Source organism: Xenorhabdus sp. PB30.3 (assembly GCF_963895965.1).
In the GTDB taxonomy this organism is placed as follows: Bacteria; Pseudomonadota; Gammaproteobacteria; order Enterobacterales; family Enterobacteriaceae; genus Xenorhabdus; species Xenorhabdus stockiae.
In genome coordinates this window covers 22836-40451 of record NZ_CAWQMW010000090.1, presented here as the reverse complement: position 1 = coordinate 40451, position 17616 = coordinate 22836, and the positions used below count along the sequence as shown (strand labels likewise).

The window sequence follows — 17616 nt, the reverse complement described above, 5'->3', positions numbered from 1 at the left end:
CTGTTTCTTGCTAATACCAGTATAATGTTGCCCTTATTAGGCAAAATGTTTTATACCCGATGGATTCCAAGCGATGGCAGTCATGTTGCAACTTGGAAAACAGTGGGTGACTTGAAAATCGAAAGTAGGTGTTACGTTGGTGGAGAAGTTGTTTGATTAATGTTTTGTTAGTTGATGATCACGAACTGGTTCGCATTGGCGTGAAAGGCATACTTGATGATGTACGGGGAATTAAAGTTATAGGTGAGGCCGGTAGCGGAGAAGATGCTATTAAATGGTGCAGATCCAATAGCACAGATGTTGTTATGATGGATATGGGAATGCCCGGCATAGGAGGCCTTGAAGCTGCGAAAAAAATAATTCGCTATTCACCTGATACCCGGATCATTATGTTGACCATCCATACCGAAAGCTCTCTACCCACAAAAGTTATGCAGGCCGGTGTCAGGGGTTATTTAAGTAAAGCCGCTACACCTCAGGATATGATCAACGCTATCCGGAGTGTTTATGCCGGGCAACGCTACATTTCTCCTGATATCGCCCAACAAATGGCCCTCGATCAGCTATCTCCACAAAAAGAGAATCCATTGGATGATCTCTCTGAACGAGAGTTACAGATCATGACAATGATCACTCAGGGCAAGAAAGTGAATGAAATATCAGCACTCCTTAACCTGAGCCCGAAAACCGTTAATAGCTATCGCTATAGAATGTTCAACAAATTAAATATCAAGGGTGATGTAGAATTAACCCATATAGCAATACGCTGTGGTTTACTTGATACCCCAATATGATAAATCATAGTGGATGATAAAATGAGTCAGTGATGGGTGGTAAATCGTGGCAGAGCAATTTGATTCAAAAACATTTTTAAAAACAGTAACCAGCCAACCCGGTGTTTATAGGATGTATGATGCAACCGGGACTGTGATTTATGTCGGCAAAGCTAAGGATTTAAAAAAACGGCTTTCCAGCTATTTTAGGGTGCAGGTTAGCAGCCGAAAAACAGAATCTTTGGTGAAAAATATCTCTCAGATTGATGTCACTATCACCCATACAGAAACAGAAGCTCTGCTGCTTGAACATAACTACATCAAGCTTTACCAGCCTCGCTATAACGTATTGCTCCGGGACGATAAATCTTATCCTTATATTTTCTTAAGTGGTGATACCCATCCTCGCCTGACTCTATATCGTGGAGCCAAACATGCTAAGGGAGAGTACTTTGGTCCATTCCCAAACTCCCACGCAGTACGTGACGCATTAGCACTTCTGCAAAAATTATTTCCCATTCGTCAGTGTGAAAATAGCGTATATCGCAATCGTTCCAGGCCTTGCCTGCAATACCAGATTGGTCGCTGCCTTGCTCCGTGCGTCAAAGGATTTGTCACAGATGAAGAGTATCAGCAACAAGTAGAATACGTTCGTTTATTTCTGTCTGGTAAAGATCAACAGGTACTGTCTGAACTCGTTAAAAGAATGGAAAACGCAAGCAAACAGCTTCACTTTGAAGATGCAGCACGCTACCGCGACCAGATTCAGGCTGTACGACAAGTCACAGAACGGCAATCTGTCTCCGGTGAAGGAGATGATTTGGATGCTATCAGTGTTGCCTTTGAAGCAGGCATGGCATGCGTTCATGTTCTATTTATCCGGCAAGGTAAAATTCTTGGGAGCCGGAGTTACTATCCTAAAATTCCTACAGATACCAAATTAGATGAAGTCGTACAGACTTTTCTCGGGCAATTTTATCTTCAGGGTAGCCAGAACAGAACATTACCAACCGCAATCTTACTGGACTTCTCACTACCGGAAAAAGAGTTGCTGGAAGACTCTCTTTCTGAATTATCCGGCAGAAAAGTACATATCCAGCCCCGCCCCAGAGGGGACAGGGCTCGTTACCTCAAACTGGCACGCACCAACGCTGCTACTGCATTAACAACCAGACTTTCCCAGCAATCGACAATTCATCAGCGTCTGGCAGCACTTGCTGAATTTGCAGGTATAGGAAAAATCCGCCGGATGGAATGCTTCGACATCAGCCATACTATGGGAGACCAGACAGTTGCATCCTGTGTTGTATTCGACAGTAATGGCCCTTTACGCTCGGAGTATCGGCGCTATAACATAAGTGGAATCACAGCAGGAGATGACTATGCTGCAATGAATCAGGTATTACGCCGTCGATACAGTAAAGCTATTGATTCAGCGAAAATCCCTGACATCATCTTTATTGATGGTGGTAAAGGTCAGTTAAAACAGGCAATAGAAGTCTTTCACTCGTTAGACGTTGAATGGGATAAAAGGCATCCTAAACTTATTGGCGTAGCCAAAGGCAGTGACCGCAAAGCCGGGCTGGAAACGCTATTTTTCTCCATAGAAGATGAAGGAGTAGCACTTCCTCCTGACTCACCTGCTTTACATGTTATTCAACATATACGTGATGAGTCTCACAATCACGCAATTACAGGTCATCGCCAGCGTAGGGAAAAAGCAAAAAAGACCAGTACACTGGAATCTATCGAAGGAATCGGACCAAAACGTCGGCAAATGCTGTTAAAATATATGGGAGGGTTACAACCTTTACGTAATGCAAGTGTTGAAGAGATCGCAAAAGTACCGTCTATCTCTTATTCACTGGCAGAAAAAATTTATAATGCGTTGAAACACTAAGATTCTTGATGCACCATACCGATAAACTTCACTTGGCCAGATAGTTACTAAGCATTATGCAATTAAATATTCCAACATGGCTTACTCTATTTCGTATTGCCTTAATCCCATTCTTTGTTTTGGCTTTTTACCTGCCTTTCCAATGGGCGCCGATGTTATGTGCCATCATCTTTGTGATCGCTGCGGCGACAGATTGGTTTGATGGCTTTCTTGCCCGTTTATGGAAACAGACAACGCGCTTTGGCGCATTTCTGGATCCTGTTGCTGATAAAGTCATGGTAGGCACTGCATTAGTACTGGTGGCAGAGCATTATCATACTTGGTGGATAACATTACCGACAGCAACCATGATTGCGCGAGAGATTATCATCTCATCCCTTCGGGAATGGATGGCGGAATTAGGAAAACGTAGCAGTGTCGCTGTCTCATGGATGGGTAAAGTAAAAACAACGGCACAAATGGCAGCATTGGTTGCTTTGCTATGGCGTCCAAACGCTGAAGTTGAAATCGGTGGTTTCATCTTATTATACGCTGCGACAATCCTGACATTCTGGTCAATGTTTCAATATTTGAGCGCTGCATGGACTGATTTGCGCGAAAGTTGATCCGAATGATGCAAAAACCATCGAACGAACGAGTTTTATAAATAATTGTGTTGACTCATTTCGGGAAATAAGTAGAATGCAACGCATCGAACGGCACATGAGGTTTACGAAATAAGTTAAGTAAATCAAGCGGTTTGAAAAGGCGGGAATAGCTCAGTTGGTAGAGCACAACCTTGCCAAGGTTGGGGTCGCGAGTTCGAGTCTCGTTTCCCGCTCCAAAAAGGCGCGTTGGCAGAGTGGCCATGCAGCGGATTGCAAATCCGTCAACCTCGGTTCGACTCCGGGACGCGCCTCCAAATTTAGCCCAGGTGGTGAAATCGGTAGACACAAGGGATTTAAAATCCCTCGGCTGTAAGGCTGTGCGGGTTCAAGTCCCGCCCTGGGCACCAAATTAAAAACCACTGATAAAACAGTGAGTTCGGGAATAAAAAAGGCCACCGCACGGTGGCTTTTTTCTTTGGTTTTTATTGTACGAAAATAGCAAAGTGGCGACGAAATGGCGACAGAGTGGCGACGCAGTTTTTCTCTTATCGCCAGATACCCTTCAATTAACCGCTTTTTCACCGTGACGTATCTCACGAATCGAAATTAAAAAATCCGCTGTACGAATGCAAAAATGCCCTTCTATTTTCGAAAGGTTTTCTACTTCATCGCTATCAATCTATTAGATAAATCTCACATCTATACAGACACCTCCTTGACCAAACATGCTCATTTGTCATATTTGTCCCATTAATGTGATTGAAATGGATAACCAAACAAAATTTGATAGGGATTGATGGCTATGAAACGCGTAAATTGTAAAAAATGTCAGGGGGAGATAACACCGAATGAACAAACATGCCCACACTGTGGAGAAAAAAGATCAAGCGGATTAAAGCCACAAACCATCATAGCCATAACCGTTGGTATTATGGCTTGTGCCGCTACCTTCCATATCGTCAGTAATGCTGATTTGATCCGCAATGATGACCAGCAAGCAGCGTCCAACAATAAAAGCCATTTTCCTTTCAAGAACATACATAAGATGGTGACGGGGCCTTTCTACACCTGCTTAACTCAACGCTATTCTGCAAAACCGGGCAAGCTAAAACCTGATGAAATTCTTGCGTGTGATGATGATTTCAGAAAATATTTAAGTACACCTGATGACTCCATCAATCTGGATAACTTTATTGCAAACTTTAGCCGCACCAATAATGCTTACAAACCGTTAGAAAAAGCCATTAATCGCAATATGTTTGATGTTTCCAGTTATCAGCATATTGAAACAACCTACCAATTAGCCCTCAACCAACAACAACAACCTTACGCTGTCGTACACACCGTATTCAAAGGCAGAAGTATATTCGAAAGGATAGAAGAAGATTATCGTACGGCGAAAGTAGATATAAAAACGGGCGAAATTATAGCGTACATACCGAAAGTGACCGTATCAGAGGAAGGACAGGTTTTCGTGATAACGGACATGCTCCCTGAGTAATAAATTTTCTGCATAACCAATACAGAATAAGCCCCGATTTTTATTCGGGGCTGCCTTCAATCAGAATCCAAATCCAATTTGTTCATCACCATAATGGCTGGCCGGGAACGCCAGTTTCGGGACGGTAAAATCAGTCGGTAATGGCTGGGGTGTCGGAAGTGTCAAATATCGCTCAATGCTGGTGATCGTGGTAAACGTGCAGCCACACAAAATATTCTGGCATTGGTGGTAACTGCGCCGTGTTTCTTCACTCATCATTTCGCTGGTTCGCGTCTTTGCCACAGCGCCGCATTGGGGACAGGTAAACGCCATGAAAAAACCCTCCATCATTGGGGGTGTGCCTGCCGCGATTATACCGCATTGTTTATGATTATTGGTCACTTTCTGCCATGTCCGTCTCCTTAATTTTTAATTCCAGCTCTAGCTGAGTGGTAAAGCCATTTTCATTAATCACATGAACCACCCGCGATAGCGTCCATTGGTGGCTGTCAATGGTGGCCTTAAATCCCACCACAGCCGCCGTCAGATCGGGATACAGTTCTGCCCTGCCCCGTGCCAGAGTGATAGCAAACTCCGCCGCCCCGCGTTGCAGACGCGACCACTTTGACGCCGCCGCGCGCCGGGCAGCCTGCTCGGTCTTGAACGTCTGGCGCATGACATAGACGTTTCCGTCTGCGCCTTCCAGATATTCCCCTTCACGGCGGCTCGACCGGGCTTTTTTTTCTTTACTTTGTTTCCTTTTACGCTTCAGGGTGGTGGCGGGTTGTTTACCAAAATTCAGATCCAGCCAGCAGGCTTTCACCCCGGTATAGGCCGCCCGGTCAGCCACCCGGAAGCTGTGCCGGTCGCCACTGTCACGATGAAGGGTGATAACCGGTAGCGGGCTGCTACTCTGTGACACGCCCTGTCCCGGCACGATAAACAACAGGCGGCCATTCTTGATCGTCGCCACCGCACCTACCATCTCGGCCATGCGGGACAAGAAGCTGATATCACTTTCATTGGTCTGGTCGGCATGGTCAATTTCAACGCCCATCAATTGACGACTCACGCCCGGTTGCAGGTCATAGCGCCCGGCAATGGCACTCACCACATCGCCAATGGTGACATCATGCCAGCTATACTCCCGTTTGATGTTGAACTCTTCCCGAAAATCTGCGCTGCGGGCGGTGATTTCCAGTCGGTCAGGGGGCCCACTGTGGCTGATTTCATCCACCACAAACAACCCCTTGTTAATCAGGGATTCCCCCTGCCAGCCCAGCCTGACGGCAATTTCTGCGCCACGCGGTGGCAATGCCACTTTACCGTCCGTGTCATCAATCGCCAGTTCCAGTGTATCGGCCTCAAAGCCGCGGTTATCGGTCAGTGACAGGGACAGCAGGCGATCATTCAGGGAAGTGATTTTTTCTCCGCCAATACGCAGGTCAAAAGCGGGTTGTTTCACGTAATCCGTGCTGGTCAGAATATCAATCGGGTTCATGGGGCTCTCATCTGTTGCGAAGTTATTCCATGATTGCCCCGCGCGGGCGCGCGAACAATGCCTGTCCGGTGTCAGCGCTCCGCGAGAAGCCGCTCCGCGTGATTTGCCTGTCAAAAGACCGCAACATAGCGTTATCGACAATCTGATGAGGCAACAAGGTTATGTCATTTCATCATGGCGTATCGGTCAGGGAAACCACCGAACTCAGCACGCTGATACGCGATATTAATACCGCCGTGATTGCGGTTATTTGTACGGCGGATGATGCCGACGCCGAGACATTCCCGCTGGATATGCCGGTCTTAGTCACCCGTATCAACAGTGTCATCGGCAAGGCGGGGAAAACCGGCACGTTATACACCACACTGAAAGCCATTTCTGACCAGTGCAGCCCGAAAGTGATTGTGATCCGCGTTGCTGACGCCACCAACCAGAAAGGGGACGGCGAGAAGAAAACACAGGATCAGTTGGTTATTGGCGGACTCAGTGCAACGGGACGCTACACCGGGTTATATGCGTTACTGGCCGCCGAAATCAACACCGGCGAACACCCGCGTTTGCTGGCTGTCCCCCAACTGGACACACAACCTGTTGCCCTGCAACTGGCGATTTTTGCCGAAAAATTGCGGGCATTCGCTTATATCAGCGCCCATAACTGCAAAACGCTGTCTGAGGTGAAGACATACCGTAAGAATTTCAGTCAGCGTGAAATCATGATGATTTATCCGGATTTCATCACCTATAACAGCCAGTCCGGGCAGAATGAAACCGTACCGGCGACCGCGTTTGCACTGGGTTTGCGTGCCCGCATTGATGCTGAACAGGGCTGGCATAAGTCGCTGTCTAACGTGCCGATTAATGGTGTGCTGGGGATTTCCGCCGATATCTACTGGACATTACAGGGCACGGATACCGATGCGGACGACCTGAACAGTAAAGGGGTCACCACGTTGATTAAACGGGATGGCTTCCGGTTCTGGGGTAACCGCACCTGTGATGCCCAGACCTACTTCTTCGAAGTGTACACCCGCACGGCACAGATACTGGCCGACATGATCGCCGAAGCGCATTTCGCCTATGTGGATAAACCGCTGTTACCGTCACTGGTAAAAGACGTGGTAGACGGGATTAACCGCAAAGGCGCACAACTGGTCACTGAGGGGCGTTTGCTGGGGTTTGAATGTTGGTTTGATCCGACCGACAACCCGAAAGAAATGCTGCGCGATGGGACGGCGACGATCCACTATAAATACACGCCTGTCCCCCCGCTGGAAAACCTGCAACTGGTGCAGACGTTTACCGATGAATATTTTGCTGTGTTCAATCAGTTAGGTTAAGGGAAAATTCGCATGGGGATGCCGAAAAAACTCTTTATGTTTGACGTCTTTATTGATGGTCAGACATATCTGGGACAGGTTGAGGAAGTCACAACGCCCAAGTTGACTCTCAAGACCGAAGATTATCAGGGGGCGGGGATGCCCGGCTCCGTGGCGGTTCTGATGGGCATGGATAGCGGTGCGCTGGATATGGAAGTCACCATGGGTGGACTGGAAGCCAGCCTGCTCAAAACATGGGGCGGCCGGATTGACAGCCTGCAACTGCGTTTTGCCGGGTCGTACTACGACGATGCCACCGGGGAAACCGTCGCCTGTGAGATCCAGACCCGCGGGCGCTTTACCGAGGTGGACTGGGGCAGCGCCAAAGCCGGGGAAAATACCCAGCATAAGTACACGCTGAAAAATACCTACTGTAAGATCACGCTGAACAATGAAGAACTGCATGAAGTCGATATGCTCAATCTGGTCTGGCGGGTGAACGGTCAGGATTTGCTTGAAAAACACCGGGCCAATATTGGTCATTAACATGAACGGCGGGTTTTTTACCCGTCCACCAAAGGATCACATGATGTCAAAGACAATTACTTTTTCTGAAGCACTGAAACTGACTAACGGCAAAACCATTACTGAGGTGGAGATCACCGACACCATGAAACAGGTTGGTGCCCTGCGTGGCCTGAAACTCTGGGATGTGATGAGCAGTGATGTGAACACCCTGATCACCCTGTTACCCCGCGTCACTCACCCACGTCTCAGTGAGGCGGATATTACTACCATGCCGATTCAGGATTTTACCCAGTTGGCAGAGGGCATCGCGAATTTTTTAGCGCCCACCTCGCCAGCGAACGAGACGAACGAACCGGCCGACAGGTAATTCCCTGCCCGGCGGTCGATACCGACGAGATTATTGCCGATATTGCCACGGTTTTTCACTGGTCGCCGTCAGAGTGCAATGGCATGACGGTAAGTGAATTACTGAAATGGCACGAACGCGCGGCGGCCCGTAACGGAAACGAATCATGACCGATCGTAACTTAAACATTCGGGTTTCACTAAGCGCCGCAAACCGACTCTCCGGCCCCCTGAATGCTGCCAACCGGGCAGCGGCGGGGCTGTCTTCACAAATCCGCAATACCCAGAACAGCGCCCGTCATCTGCAAAATCAGGCGCGAACCTTTGAACGGCTGACCGACTCCGTTAGCAAAACCAATAACGCCTACGAAGAAGCCAAAGCCAAAGTTAAGGCGCTGAATGCCGAATATCCGCGTTTCAGGGATCAAACGGATGAACAACGCCGGGCATTACTGGCTGCCCGACAAGAGCGGGATCGCTACGCCCGCACGCTGGACAGAGAAAAACAACGTCTGCGCGGCGTCGCTGCCGAACTCTATCGCCACGGCATTTCAGCCCGCAGTAGCAGTGATGTGACCGGGCAGGTTACCCGACGTACCGAAACCTATAACCGCCAACTGGCTGAACAGCAACGACGTTTAACCGCTGTCACTCAGGCACAGGCACGTTATACCGCCGCCAAAGAAACCCGTAGCAAACTGGCAACATCGGGCGCCGCTGCAATGGCAACGGGGATCGGTACGCTCTATGGCATGTCACGCGTGATGGCGCCGGGGCTGGATTTTGATGAGGGCATGTCCACGGTTCAGGCCCTGACCCGGCTGAACAAAGACGATCCCAGACTCAACATGCTGCGTGAGCAGGCCCGACAACTGGGGGCAACAACCGCTTACACCGCCACTGATGCCGCGGCGGGTCAGAAGTTTCTGGCGATGGCCGGCTTTACCCCGGAATCGGTCAAAGCAGCGCTGCCCGGCGTACTTAATATGGGGCTGGCCGGTGAGGTCGAACTCGGCGAGGCGGCGGATATTGGCTCCAATGTCCTGACGCAATTCAGCCTGAATGCAGATCAGATGGACAGGGTGTCTGATGTGTTGACCGCCACCTTCACCCGCAGTAATACCGACTTACGCCAACTGGGTGAAACCATGACGTATGCCGGCCCTATTGCGGCAGAAGTGGGGGTCAGTCTGGAAAGCATGGCAGCGATGGCCGGACTGATGGCCGATCAGGGTATTCGCGGCAGCATGGCGGGCACGTCATTGCGGGCGGGGCTTTCCCGTATGGTGGCACCGACCGGCGGGGCCGCGGATGCCATGGCCGCTTTGGGCGTGAAAATCAAAAAATCCAACGGTGAGCTACGGGACGCTGACGACATTCTGAAGGATATGGCCATCAGCCTGCGCAAGTATGATCAGGCCAGTCAGATCCGCATGAAAAAAGACATCTTCGGCGAAGAAGCGATGGTCGGCATGAATGCAGTGATAAAAGGCACCCTGAACGGCAAATATGATGAGAAAAAGACCGCCAACGTTAACGCGAAAGGGGAATCGGCCAAAAACGCCAAGGTGAAAATCGATAACCTTAAGGGGGATATCAAACAGCTCAAATCCGCATGGGAAGATTTGGGCATTCAGGTAGAAGAAAGTGTCGATTCACCCCTGCGTAATGTGACGCAAAGTCTCACCGGTTTGCTCGGTAAAATCGGCACATGGATGAAAGCCCATCCACAGCTCACCTCGGCATTGGCAAAAGGCGCTATTGCCATCGGCGTGACAGTCACTGCCCTCGGCGCTCTGGCACTGGCGGCGGCAGCCGTTATCGTCCCCTTTGCGGCACTGCGTCTGAGTTTATTTATGCTAACTCGGGGCGGCGGACTGACTGCATTATTTCCCTCACTGGGCCGATTATCGTCCGGGTTGATGACCGTCTTCACCAGCCCAATGACGGCACTTTCCATGCTGTCAAACGGATTAAAAAGTCTGGCGACCGGCGGATTTGGTGCGCTGCGTATGGCCGGACAACTGGCAGTATCGGCTATCGGTGGTGGGTTTGCCCTGTTATTCAGCCCGTTGGGGTTACTAATTGCTGTCATTGTCACCGCAGCTGTGCTGATCTGGAAATACTGGGAACCCATCAAAGCCTGGTTCTCAGGTTTTTTCAGTGGGCTGATGGAAGCGATTGCGCCCGTTCGCGATACCCTCGCAGCCGCCTTTGCTCCGTTCGCGCCGATTTTTGATGCAATCGGCAATGCCATCAAAAAAGTCTGGGACTGGTTTAAGTCATTGTTCGAGCCGGTCAACACCTCCGCAGAAGGCTTGAAAGCCGCCACTGAAGCCGGCCAAACGTTCGGCCGGCTGGTCGGTAAGGCCATTGCCAGCGTGGTGAATGTGATTGCCATGGTGGCAAAAGGCGTAGGCTGGTTGCTGGAAAAACTGGGTATGATCCCGGATGCCACTCAAGCCGCGCTTGAAGCCACGAATGCCATGGGACCGGTGAACCTGCCCGAAGTGAAAAAATCGGTGAAGTGGGTCTGGGATGACAACGCGAAAAAGATGGTGCCGCAGGAATGGACTCCCACCCCGCCGGACAATGCCATCGCGAAAGCCGCCGAAAAAGCCGGGGACACTAAGCCGAAAGCAGAACCCCCGAAAATCGATCTGCCTGCATTCGGTCCCAAAGTCTACAATCCCGGCGATAAAAAGGATAAACAAACCACCGGCGCACTGGCCGCCGCAGGCAATGCCGCTCCACAAACCGATCCCAATAGACTGGGCGAGATTGTCTTTAAAAACCGCCCACCGGTGATCCCGGTTGACGGGCTGTATCAGGAACCCCGTTTACAGCAACCCTCACTGCTCAGCCGCCTGACGGAAGCTCTGCAACCCCGCCAACCGGTATTGGATGGCGTGCCGGTGCCCATGACGCCCGCTCGCGCCGGCAATAACCCTGCCCCACGGGATGAGCGTTACTCATTTAACCTGCATTTTCACGGCGTGGACATGAAAGACAGCCGGTCAATCAGTTCGCTGGTGAAAGCGGAAATTGACAAAATCATGCAGCAACAGGGCGTGCGCCGCCGTTCCAGTCTGTACGATGAGGATTAATACCATGATGATGATTTATGGCATGTTTGTTTTTATGCTCAAGACCACACCTTACCAGTCACTTAATCGCAATATGGACTGGCGGCATGTGAAAAATGATCGCATCGGCAAGTCAGCCAAATGGCAGTATGTCGGCCCCGGCGAAGACAGCATTACCTTAAACGGGATGTTGTACCCGGAAGTCACCGGCGGGGATATTTCACTGGAAGTGCTGCGAACAATGGCGTTCTCCGCCAAACCGTGGCCGTTAATTGAAGGCACCGGCATGATTTACGGCATGTTTGTCATTGACAGCCTGACTGAAAACCGCACGGAATTTTTCGCCAATGGCAAGGCCAGACGGATTGAATTCACGTTATCGCTTAAGCGGGTGAGTGAAGATATCCGGGAGGGATTGAGCAGGGTTACGGCTGATGATTTGCTGGATTTAGCAGGATCGATGTTCTCGTAGAGAAAGCACGGGCAATAATAATAGTGTGGGTGCCTTCGTTGATTTCCTGCACGCGCACGCCATGATGATAGTCCTGGGCCATAGCCATCTGCTCCGGTAAAGGGGATAGCGCTATGGTGGTCGGTGTGACAATAAAATGCCCGTGATGGGGGGTGTGTGAGGACTGGTACAAAGGGAACAGAGGTAAGAAAAATAGTCTGTTACGGAAATAATTTTCCGTCGCACTGTCTCCTTTGTCCTACAATTCCGGTCAATATCATCAAACACGCTGGGCCGCTATGCTGTCACTGTCTTTTCATCTACAAGGAATAAAAACATGAGTGATTTAATGGCGAAAGCAGGTTCTTATGCGTGGGCACTGCTGCAACTGCAAAACGGCCAACGCGTCAGTAAAAAAACTTGGGCCAATCAGGAGGAATACCTGCTGCGCCGTCTGGGACGGGCTGACCAGCCAGTCAATGCCGGTGATTATCCGGCACAGGCCGGCGTGAAAGTGGGGACCCGCTTTCATTACCTGCCTTACCTTGAACGTCATACCGCATCGGGGAATGTGATGCCCTGGTTAGCCTCTGTGGCGGAGATGGACGCGCTGGACTGGGAAGTGGTTGTCAGAACACCAGAGGTTCCTAAACGGGTTGAATATCGGCTGGTGTTGGACAAATACACGAGTTCCCGGAGCAGCCATACTGACCCGGCCTATGACAAATGGACCGTGTCTGAACCGCATCAGCTCATGTTGATTGACACGACTTTTGGTTTTGGTGTTCCCCGTTTTGACTGGGTGGATAATAATGCCGCCAAACCCAATGAATTCAGCGTTCATTTTAGCAATCAATTGCCTAAAGACAGGGAAAAGGTGAGCGCCATCACCGATAAAAAACTGACGATCACCGTCAAAGGGATCGAATATCCACTGGGACACCGCACACCCGACTCGGCGTATCACCGTCCTTGCTATCAAGGCAGCGAGGCTGAAAAAATCGGTGAGCTGGTGAAAACCATGATGGGCACTGTCCGTTTCCACTTTAAATGGCATGACTGATGTGAAAATAGTGTCAGGGGCATTTTCGCCCCTGTGATCATTTCGGCTGCGTGGGCCAATGGATATCGGGAGCCGCCGAACAATCGACCCGGTTGAGCAGGACCCGATACTTGCGCCATGCCATCAGTGTTGTTTTTTCGATAGGGGTCGCCATCCCTAAATCCACCGCATCCTGCAAAGGCGCAATCGCCTTTGAAGCCTGCGCCATCAGACGCTGCTTATCCTGCTCTGCCCAGCGTTGCCGGGCTTCCGGTGTCGGGGGAGGAATATCACCCCAGGCAGGCAAGCCATCCGCCCCGGCAATCCGCATTTTACCCATCGGAGGCATATTTCCCGCAAACTTGTTAAACACCGCCTCACTCACATCTATACCGTCATCCGGCCATGTTTCACATTCGATATAACGTTGCTTTAATCCGTTCAGATAAAAGGCATTTGTTTTCGCGCTGTATGTGTACATATCAATACCCCACCGCAAACCAGTTAAACCTGACCTGCGTCCCTGCCAGTGCATAGCTGAACGATTCTTTGGACAGCTGATTTAAATCCAGTTGCATCACGGTCGCATTGCCATAAACATCAGACCCCGATAATGTCATCTGCACAAAGGCTGTCGTTTCGGGGAAATGTAACGGCAGGACAACCCGCCCTTCTCCCGATGCATTCATGACCCGTCCCCATTGCAGAATGACACCGGTATCACCGCATCGCCACCAACCGGTCGCCGACTTATTCGCTGTGTTTCGGGTAATGTTTGCAATATGGCTGAGTAAATCCCCCACGGTCGCCAGCGTGCCATTTTTTTCCGGTAAATTCAGCGTGTAACGCCGCTGCTTATCCGGTGTATCAGCAAAAATCGTCAGGTATTTCCCGTAGGTAGCTTCGATACCAACGGTATGGGCATCCGCCGACACAAAACGCATGCCCGGTAAATTATCCCCACTGCTGAGTGTCAGATAACCGATAGAAGCATGTTTTGCACTGGAAACCGGCAGGGCATTTTGCGCCTGACTGACGGTATCCCCTAACCCGAGATTATTGATAAACGTTGACTTATTGGGAATATCTGCCCCGTTCTTCGCTTTTTCAAGGCGCTGGTTAACGTGCGTATTGACACTGGCAATATTGCCCAGTAAATCCCCGATAGTCGCCAGCGTACCATTTTTTTCCGGTAATTCCAGTGTGTAACGCCGTTGATTGCCGGGAGCATCAGAAAAAATTGTCAGGTGTTTCCCGTGGGTGGCCTCGATACCAACGGTATGCGCATCACTGGCAATAAAACGCATGCCCGGTAAATTATCCCCACTGCTGAGTGTCAGATAACCGATAGAAGCATGTTTTGCACTGGAAACCGGCAGGGCATTTTGCGCCTGACTGATGGTATCGCGTAATCCCAGATTGTTGATGAAGGCGGTTTTATCCGGGATATCCGCCCCGTTCTGTCTCTTTTCAAGGCGGCTATTAGCATGGCTGTTGGCAGTATTCGCTAAATCATACGCTACCTTCACGGCTTTCGGCGTCGCTGCCTGTGTTTCACTATTACTATCAATAGCATTACTCAATACCACAAAGCCTTTTTCGCTCAATGTCGCATCCGGATGGCGACGACTCTGCTCATGCGCCCGGATAGCCTGAGCAACAGACGCATCCGCATACTCCCGTGTCGCCAGCACCACCGACGGGTCAATTTTCAGTGTTACCGCATTCGTGTGACTGACAATCAGCACCATGCGGATGGTCTGGGTACGCCCGGAGCCTTCCTGTAGCTGGGGTTTGTAGGTTTCGGCGCAGTTGCCGACCGCTATCAGTACGCCATCTTTATCAAACAGGCCGATTTCCCGTATCCACCAACCGCCCTCACTTTCCGGTATCACCTGCTCAGCGATAATCTGGTTGGTATTCTTCGGGTCAACACTGAGCACATTAATGGCTGCCCGGCGTTTTTCGTTCACCAGCTTTTGCTGGTTGGTATCTGGTGTCGGCAAACTCCCACCACCATCGCCCACCGCCATATGCGTGATTTCAATTTTGGTGCCCAGTGCGGCGGCATTGGCCAGCCGGTCAGCCCCGAGTTTTGTTAATAAAGCAAAGTATTTGGTACTCATGCGCTAATCCTTAGTGTGTCAATCAGGTGAATACAGCCCCCCACCACATCCGCCCCGATGGTGGTAATACATTCAGTCACATAGGGGTAAACCGTCAGGATATCGCCGTCATAGCAGGTCGCGGCACAGTACGCCGTACCGCCGGTTTCCAGTTGAATGGACAGGCCAATCAGGTGACGCGAGGCGGGTTTGGCATCAAAAATGAGGCGTTCCAATTCGTGATAGGTGGCTTCGGTAATACCGGTGTCCATCACGCCGATATCAAGACGAAAGGTTCCGGGCGCATCCCCGTTCTGCCACCACTCAATAATACGGATCAGATAGCCGAACGGTTCCACCACCCGGCGAATGGCCCCAATCGTGCCTTTGTGTTTATGGACAAACATGGCTACTTTAATCGACTCGCGCTTGGTCTTTTCCGACCAGTCCATATCCCAGCGGTCCACCGACCATGCCCACGCCAGATAGGGCAATAATCTGACCGGACAACGGTCGGGCTGCCACAAGTCACGGATAGGCACGGGAACAGCGGCCAGATTCGATAAAGCTTCGGCAGCCGCCACTTCCAGCGGAGACGAGCCGGCCGGTAACAGACGGTTATTCATCGGAACCCCCGAGGGTAATGCGGGCGGAAGTGCAGTAACTGGCCTGTGTTTTATCTAAAATCATATCCCTGACCGGTGCTTTCAGCTCGACCCGCTGCACACCGGGCACATGCAGGGCCGCAAAGATGGCACTGCGCACAATGTCGCGGCCAATGCGGTGCTGCTCTGCGGTGTAGCGCGCCAGCCGTGCCCGGGCATCCTGCAATATCGGCTCATATTCCGGCGTTGGGTACAGGTACAGCACCGCGTCGATGGCATAGTTCACAATCTTGGCCGACTGTACCGTCAGGCGGTCGGCCACCGGGCGGACATCTTCATCATTCAGGGCATGGCTAACGATATCGACCAGCTCACCACTGGCTGCGCCGTTTCCGTCACGGGATAAAATACTGACCGTCACACAAGCCGGTGATGGGCTGATAACGGACGCATCCGCAACTCGGCCATCGGCACTGCGGGCATGGTATTCATAAGACGCTATCGGCCCGGCGACACTTAATCCCTCAAACGCCTGTGGGATACGCACGCGAAAATCCGCGTCCGCTTCTAACACAGCGGGTACGGGCGGCACAGCGGCGTTATCAGCCGGTTGTAAGACCAGTCGGCTGACATTGTTATTGGCCCCCAACTGATCTAAATCCGATCCTCTGGCAAACGCCACCATTGCGGCCCGCGAGGCTTCATTGATACGCTGGCGCAACAACAACTCCCGGTAGGCATTTTCTTGTAACAGCTTGGTCAAGGGTTCGGATTCCAGCGCCAGTGTACGGGCGATGCTGTCCCGTTGCTCCGGCGGGTACAGCGCAATCAATTTTTCCCGGCGTTCAGTAAATAGCGTTTCAAAATCCAGCGATTCCACCACATCAGGCGGCGGTAACAGGCTTAAATCAATCGTTGGCATAGAGTCACCTCACCGGAATGGAAAGCGAAAAAGGCAGATTATTCTGGATATTCACCCCGTTGATCTCGACCGACAATTCCCCCTGCTCTGCCCGCAGATAATTGATCGCTTCTAAACGAATGCGGGGTTCCCAGCGCAGCAGGGATAGATAACACGCACTCATGATCTGGAGACGCAAGGCCGGATTTTGCGGACGGTCAATCAGATCAGGCAGCAGTGAACCATAGTCCCGGCGCATCACCCGTGAGCCGATCGGCGTCATCAGAATATCAGCGATACTCTGGCGAATATGCTCGCTGTCTGACAGTGTGTGGCCGGTGTACCTGTCCATGCCCATAAACTGCATCAGACCGGCCCTCCTGAGGTACTGTCACCTGACCAGACGCCACTGTGCCGGTGTGAATCAACCACAATGCCGTTGGAGCTGAACTGACCGTCGGTATGGGTGATATTACCGTGCATCGTGCCACCCTGACGGATCGCCAGACTGCCGGTGGTCAGGTGATTAGTACACATCACGACCGGAGTCGCTAACGTGATCTGCTCACTGGCAGTACAGGTAATTTGTGGGGCTGTCACCTGTACCGACACGGAGGCCGTGACACTGGCTGTTTTAATTCCGCTGACGGTTAAGGCACTGCTTTTCGGTTCATATTCGATGACGGCCCCGTCCGGGAACGCGATATGCACGGCATCGGCTGACGCGGAAGGCGCGACATGCGCAGCAGAATAAAGAGATCCCGCCACAAACGCGGTGGTCAGTTCACCGCCCATCGCCAGTACCAATACCTGCTCACCAATACTCGGTGCCCACCATGTCCGGGATGAACCCGCGCGCTGGGCTGTCCAGCGCAACCAGTCGGTCTGCAATCCGCTGATACGGACGCGGCAACGCTGGTTACTCAGATCCACTGCGGATACTGTTCCTACCCGCACGATATTCATTAACAATCGGTAAAGTTCTGCCGGTGTCAT

The 17616-nt window shown here is 51.1% G+C and carries 19 protein-coding genes, 3 tRNA genes and 1 pseudogene; 14 read left to right on the top strand and 9 right to left on the bottom strand.

Features of this window, described 5'->3' with window-relative positions:
* Positions 1–152: 152 nt before the first annotated feature.
* The 7 genes from uvrY (at position 153) to AACX38_RS06155 (ending at position 4761) form a co-directional block, all read left to right on the top strand.
* Positions 153–794 carry a UvrY/SirA/GacA family response regulator transcription factor gene (gene uvrY, locus AACX38_RS06185; RefSeq protein WP_228863775.1) on the top strand — a complete coding sequence of 214 codons (642 nt, stop codon included), beginning with the start codon at positions 153–155 and terminating at the stop codon, positions 792–794.
* Positions 795–840: 46 nt separating this feature from the next.
* A complete protein-coding gene (gene uvrC / locus AACX38_RS06180; protein ID WP_228863774.1) occupies positions 841–2673 on the top strand; it encodes an excinuclease ABC subunit UvrC in 1833 nt (610 codons plus the stop codon).
* Positions 2674–2729: 56 nt separating this feature from the next.
* Positions 2730–3278: a CDP-diacylglycerol--glycerol-3-phosphate 3-phosphatidyltransferase gene (gene pgsA, locus AACX38_RS06175; protein ID WP_228863773.1), complete on the top strand. Its 549-nt coding sequence runs from the start codon at positions 2730–2732 to the stop codon at positions 3276–3278.
* Between the two features lie 142 nt (positions 3279–3420).
* A tRNA-Gly gene (locus AACX38_RS06170) sits at positions 3421–3496 on the top strand.
* A gap of 4 nt (positions 3497–3500) precedes the next feature.
* A tRNA-Cys gene (locus tag AACX38_RS06165) sits at positions 3501–3574 on the top strand.
* Positions 3575–3580: 6 nt separating this feature from the next.
* Positions 3581–3667, top strand: a tRNA-Leu gene (locus tag AACX38_RS06160).
* A 395-nt stretch (positions 3668–4062) separates the two neighbouring features.
* The gene (locus AACX38_RS06155) at positions 4063–4761 is read left to right on the top strand and encodes a hypothetical protein (protein WP_228863772.1); all 699 of its coding nucleotides are present in this window, start codon (positions 4063–4065) and stop codon (positions 4759–4761) included.
* A gap of 60 nt (positions 4762–4821) precedes the next feature.
* Here AACX38_RS06155 and AACX38_RS06150 read toward each other — a convergent pair whose 3' ends face one another.
* Positions 4822–5073, bottom strand: coding sequence for an ogr/Delta-like zinc finger family protein (locus AACX38_RS06150; RefSeq protein ID WP_228863771.1), 252 nt, complete (start codon positions 5071–5073; stop codon positions 4822–4824).
* Between the two features lie 58 nt (positions 5074–5131).
* Positions 5132–6241 (bottom strand): phage late control D family protein, encoded by a 1110-nt coding sequence (locus AACX38_RS06145; protein WP_228863789.1) that lies wholly within the window; start codon positions 6239–6241, stop codon positions 5132–5134.
* Between the two features lie 161 nt (positions 6242–6402).
* Between AACX38_RS06145 and AACX38_RS06140 the strand changes: the two genes are divergently transcribed.
* Genes AACX38_RS06140 through AACX38_RS06115 form a run of 6 tightly spaced genes read left to right on the top strand, consistent with a single transcriptional unit; the run spans position 6403 to position 11988 of the window.
* On the top strand, positions 6403–7578 hold the full coding sequence (locus tag AACX38_RS06140) for a phage tail sheath subtilisin-like domain-containing protein (protein ID WP_228863770.1): 1176 nt from the start codon (positions 6403–6405) through the stop codon (positions 7576–7578).
* 12 nt (positions 7579–7590) lie between these two features.
* Complete coding sequence (locus tag AACX38_RS06135; protein ID WP_228863769.1) at positions 7591–8103, top strand: phage major tail tube protein; 513 nt, start codon at positions 7591–7593, stop codon at positions 8101–8103.
* A 43-nt stretch (positions 8104–8146) separates the two neighbouring features.
* On the top strand, positions 8147–8452 hold the full coding sequence (locus AACX38_RS06130) for a phage tail assembly protein (RefSeq protein WP_228863768.1): 306 nt from the start codon (positions 8147–8149) through the stop codon (positions 8450–8452).
* Positions 8452–8601 (top strand): GpE family phage tail protein, encoded by a 150-nt coding sequence (locus AACX38_RS06125; RefSeq protein ID WP_339385663.1) that lies wholly within the window; start codon positions 8452–8454, stop codon positions 8599–8601. The genes AACX38_RS06130 and AACX38_RS06125 overlap by 1 nt, the downstream gene beginning before the upstream one ends.
* A complete protein-coding gene (locus AACX38_RS06120) occupies positions 8598–11537 on the top strand; it encodes a phage tail tape measure protein (RefSeq protein WP_228863767.1) in 2940 nt (979 codons plus the stop codon). The genes AACX38_RS06125 and AACX38_RS06120 overlap by 4 nt, the downstream gene beginning before the upstream one ends.
* A gap of 4 nt (positions 11538–11541) precedes the next feature.
* Positions 11542–11988 (top strand): phage tail protein, encoded by a 447-nt coding sequence (locus AACX38_RS06115; protein WP_228863766.1) that lies wholly within the window; start codon positions 11542–11544, stop codon positions 11986–11988.
* Between the two features lie 19 nt (positions 11989–12007).
* On the opposite strand, the pseudogene AACX38_RS20735 reads toward AACX38_RS06115, so the two are convergent.
* Positions 12008–12070: pseudogene (locus AACX38_RS20735) on the bottom strand (phage tail protein); the annotation flags it as partial.
* 234 nt (positions 12071–12304) lie between these two features.
* Between AACX38_RS20735 and AACX38_RS06110 the strand changes: the two are divergent.
* Entirely contained in the window at positions 12305–13030 is a 726-nt protein-coding gene (locus AACX38_RS06110; protein ID WP_228863765.1) for a Thoeris anti-defense Tad2 family protein, read from the top strand.
* Positions 13031–13067: 37 nt separating this feature from the next.
* Here the strand turns inward: AACX38_RS06110 and AACX38_RS06105 are convergent, their stop codons facing one another.
* The 6 genes from AACX38_RS06105 to AACX38_RS06080 are packed head-to-tail and all read right to left on the bottom strand — an operon-like array spanning position 13068 to position 17616.
* Positions 13068–13490 (bottom strand): tail fiber assembly protein, encoded by a 423-nt coding sequence (locus tag AACX38_RS06105; protein ID WP_228863764.1) that lies wholly within the window; start codon positions 13488–13490, stop codon positions 13068–13070.
* A gap of 1 nt (position 13491) precedes the next feature.
* Positions 13492–15135, bottom strand: a complete 1644-nt coding sequence (locus tag AACX38_RS06100; RefSeq protein ID WP_228863763.1) for a phage tail protein — start codon at positions 15133–15135, stop codon at positions 13492–13494.
* On the bottom strand, positions 15132–15740 hold the full coding sequence (locus tag AACX38_RS06095; protein ID WP_228863762.1) for a phage tail protein I: 609 nt from the start codon (positions 15738–15740) through the stop codon (positions 15132–15134). The genes AACX38_RS06100 and AACX38_RS06095 overlap by 4 nt, the downstream gene beginning before the upstream one ends.
* A complete protein-coding gene (locus tag AACX38_RS06090; RefSeq protein ID WP_228863761.1) occupies positions 15733–16641 on the bottom strand; it encodes a baseplate assembly protein in 909 nt (302 codons plus the stop codon). Before AACX38_RS06090 ends, AACX38_RS06095 begins: the two co-directional genes overlap by 8 nt.
* Positions 16642–16645: 4 nt before the next feature.
* Entirely contained in the window at positions 16646–16987 is a 342-nt protein-coding gene (locus tag AACX38_RS06085; protein ID WP_228863760.1) for a GPW/gp25 family protein, read from the bottom strand.
* The gene (locus tag AACX38_RS06080) at positions 16987–17616 is read right to left on the bottom strand and encodes a phage baseplate assembly protein V (RefSeq protein WP_228863759.1); all 630 of its coding nucleotides are present in this window, start codon (positions 17614–17616) and stop codon (positions 16987–16989) included. Before AACX38_RS06080 ends, AACX38_RS06085 begins: the two co-directional genes overlap by 1 nt.

Coding starts and splice junctions, on each gene's coding strand:
- pgsA (WP_228863773.1), top strand. CDS start 2,730: ATGCAATTAAATATTCCAACATGGCTTACTCTATTTCGTATTGCCTTA.
- AACX38_RS06155 (WP_228863772.1), top strand. CDS start 4,063: ATGAAACGCGTAAATTGTAAAAAATGTCAGGGGGAGATAACACCGAAT.
- AACX38_RS06150 (WP_228863771.1), bottom strand. CDS start 5,073: ATGGCGTTTACCTGTCCCCAATGCGGCGCTGTGGCAAAGACGCGAACC.
- AACX38_RS06145 (WP_228863789.1), bottom strand. CDS start 6,241: ATGAACCCGATTGATATTCTGACCAGCACGGATTACGTGAAACAACCC.
- AACX38_RS06140 (WP_228863770.1), top strand. CDS start 6,403: ATGTCATTTCATCATGGCGTATCGGTCAGGGAAACCACCGAACTCAGC.
- AACX38_RS06135 (WP_228863769.1), top strand. CDS start 7,591: ATGGGGATGCCGAAAAAACTCTTTATGTTTGACGTCTTTATTGATGGT.
- AACX38_RS06130 (WP_228863768.1), top strand. CDS start 8,147: ATGTCAAAGACAATTACTTTTTCTGAAGCACTGAAACTGACTAACGGC.
- AACX38_RS06120 (WP_228863767.1), top strand. CDS start 8,598: ATGACCGATCGTAACTTAAACATTCGGGTTTCACTAAGCGCCGCAAAC.
- AACX38_RS06115 (WP_228863766.1), top strand. CDS start 11,542: ATGATGATGATTTATGGCATGTTTGTTTTTATGCTCAAGACCACACCT.
- AACX38_RS06110 (WP_228863765.1), top strand. CDS start 12,305: ATGAGTGATTTAATGGCGAAAGCAGGTTCTTATGCGTGGGCACTGCTG.
- AACX38_RS06105 (WP_228863764.1), bottom strand. CDS start 13,490: ATGTACACATACAGCGCGAAAACAAATGCCTTTTATCTGAACGGATTA.
- AACX38_RS06100 (WP_228863763.1), bottom strand. CDS start 15,135: ATGAGTACCAAATACTTTGCTTTATTAACAAAACTCGGGGCTGACCGG.
- AACX38_RS06095 (WP_228863762.1), bottom strand. CDS start 15,740: ATGAATAACCGTCTGTTACCGGCCGGCTCGTCTCCGCTGGAAGTGGCG.
- AACX38_RS06090 (WP_228863761.1), bottom strand. CDS start 16,641: ATGCCAACGATTGATTTAAGCCTGTTACCGCCGCCTGATGTGGTGGAA.
- AACX38_RS06085 (WP_228863760.1), bottom strand. CDS start 16,987: ATGCAGTTTATGGGCATGGACAGGTACACCGGCCACACACTGTCAGAC.
- AACX38_RS06080 (WP_228863759.1), bottom strand. CDS start 17,616: ATGACACCGGCAGAACTTTACCGATTGTTAATGAATATCGTGCGGGTA.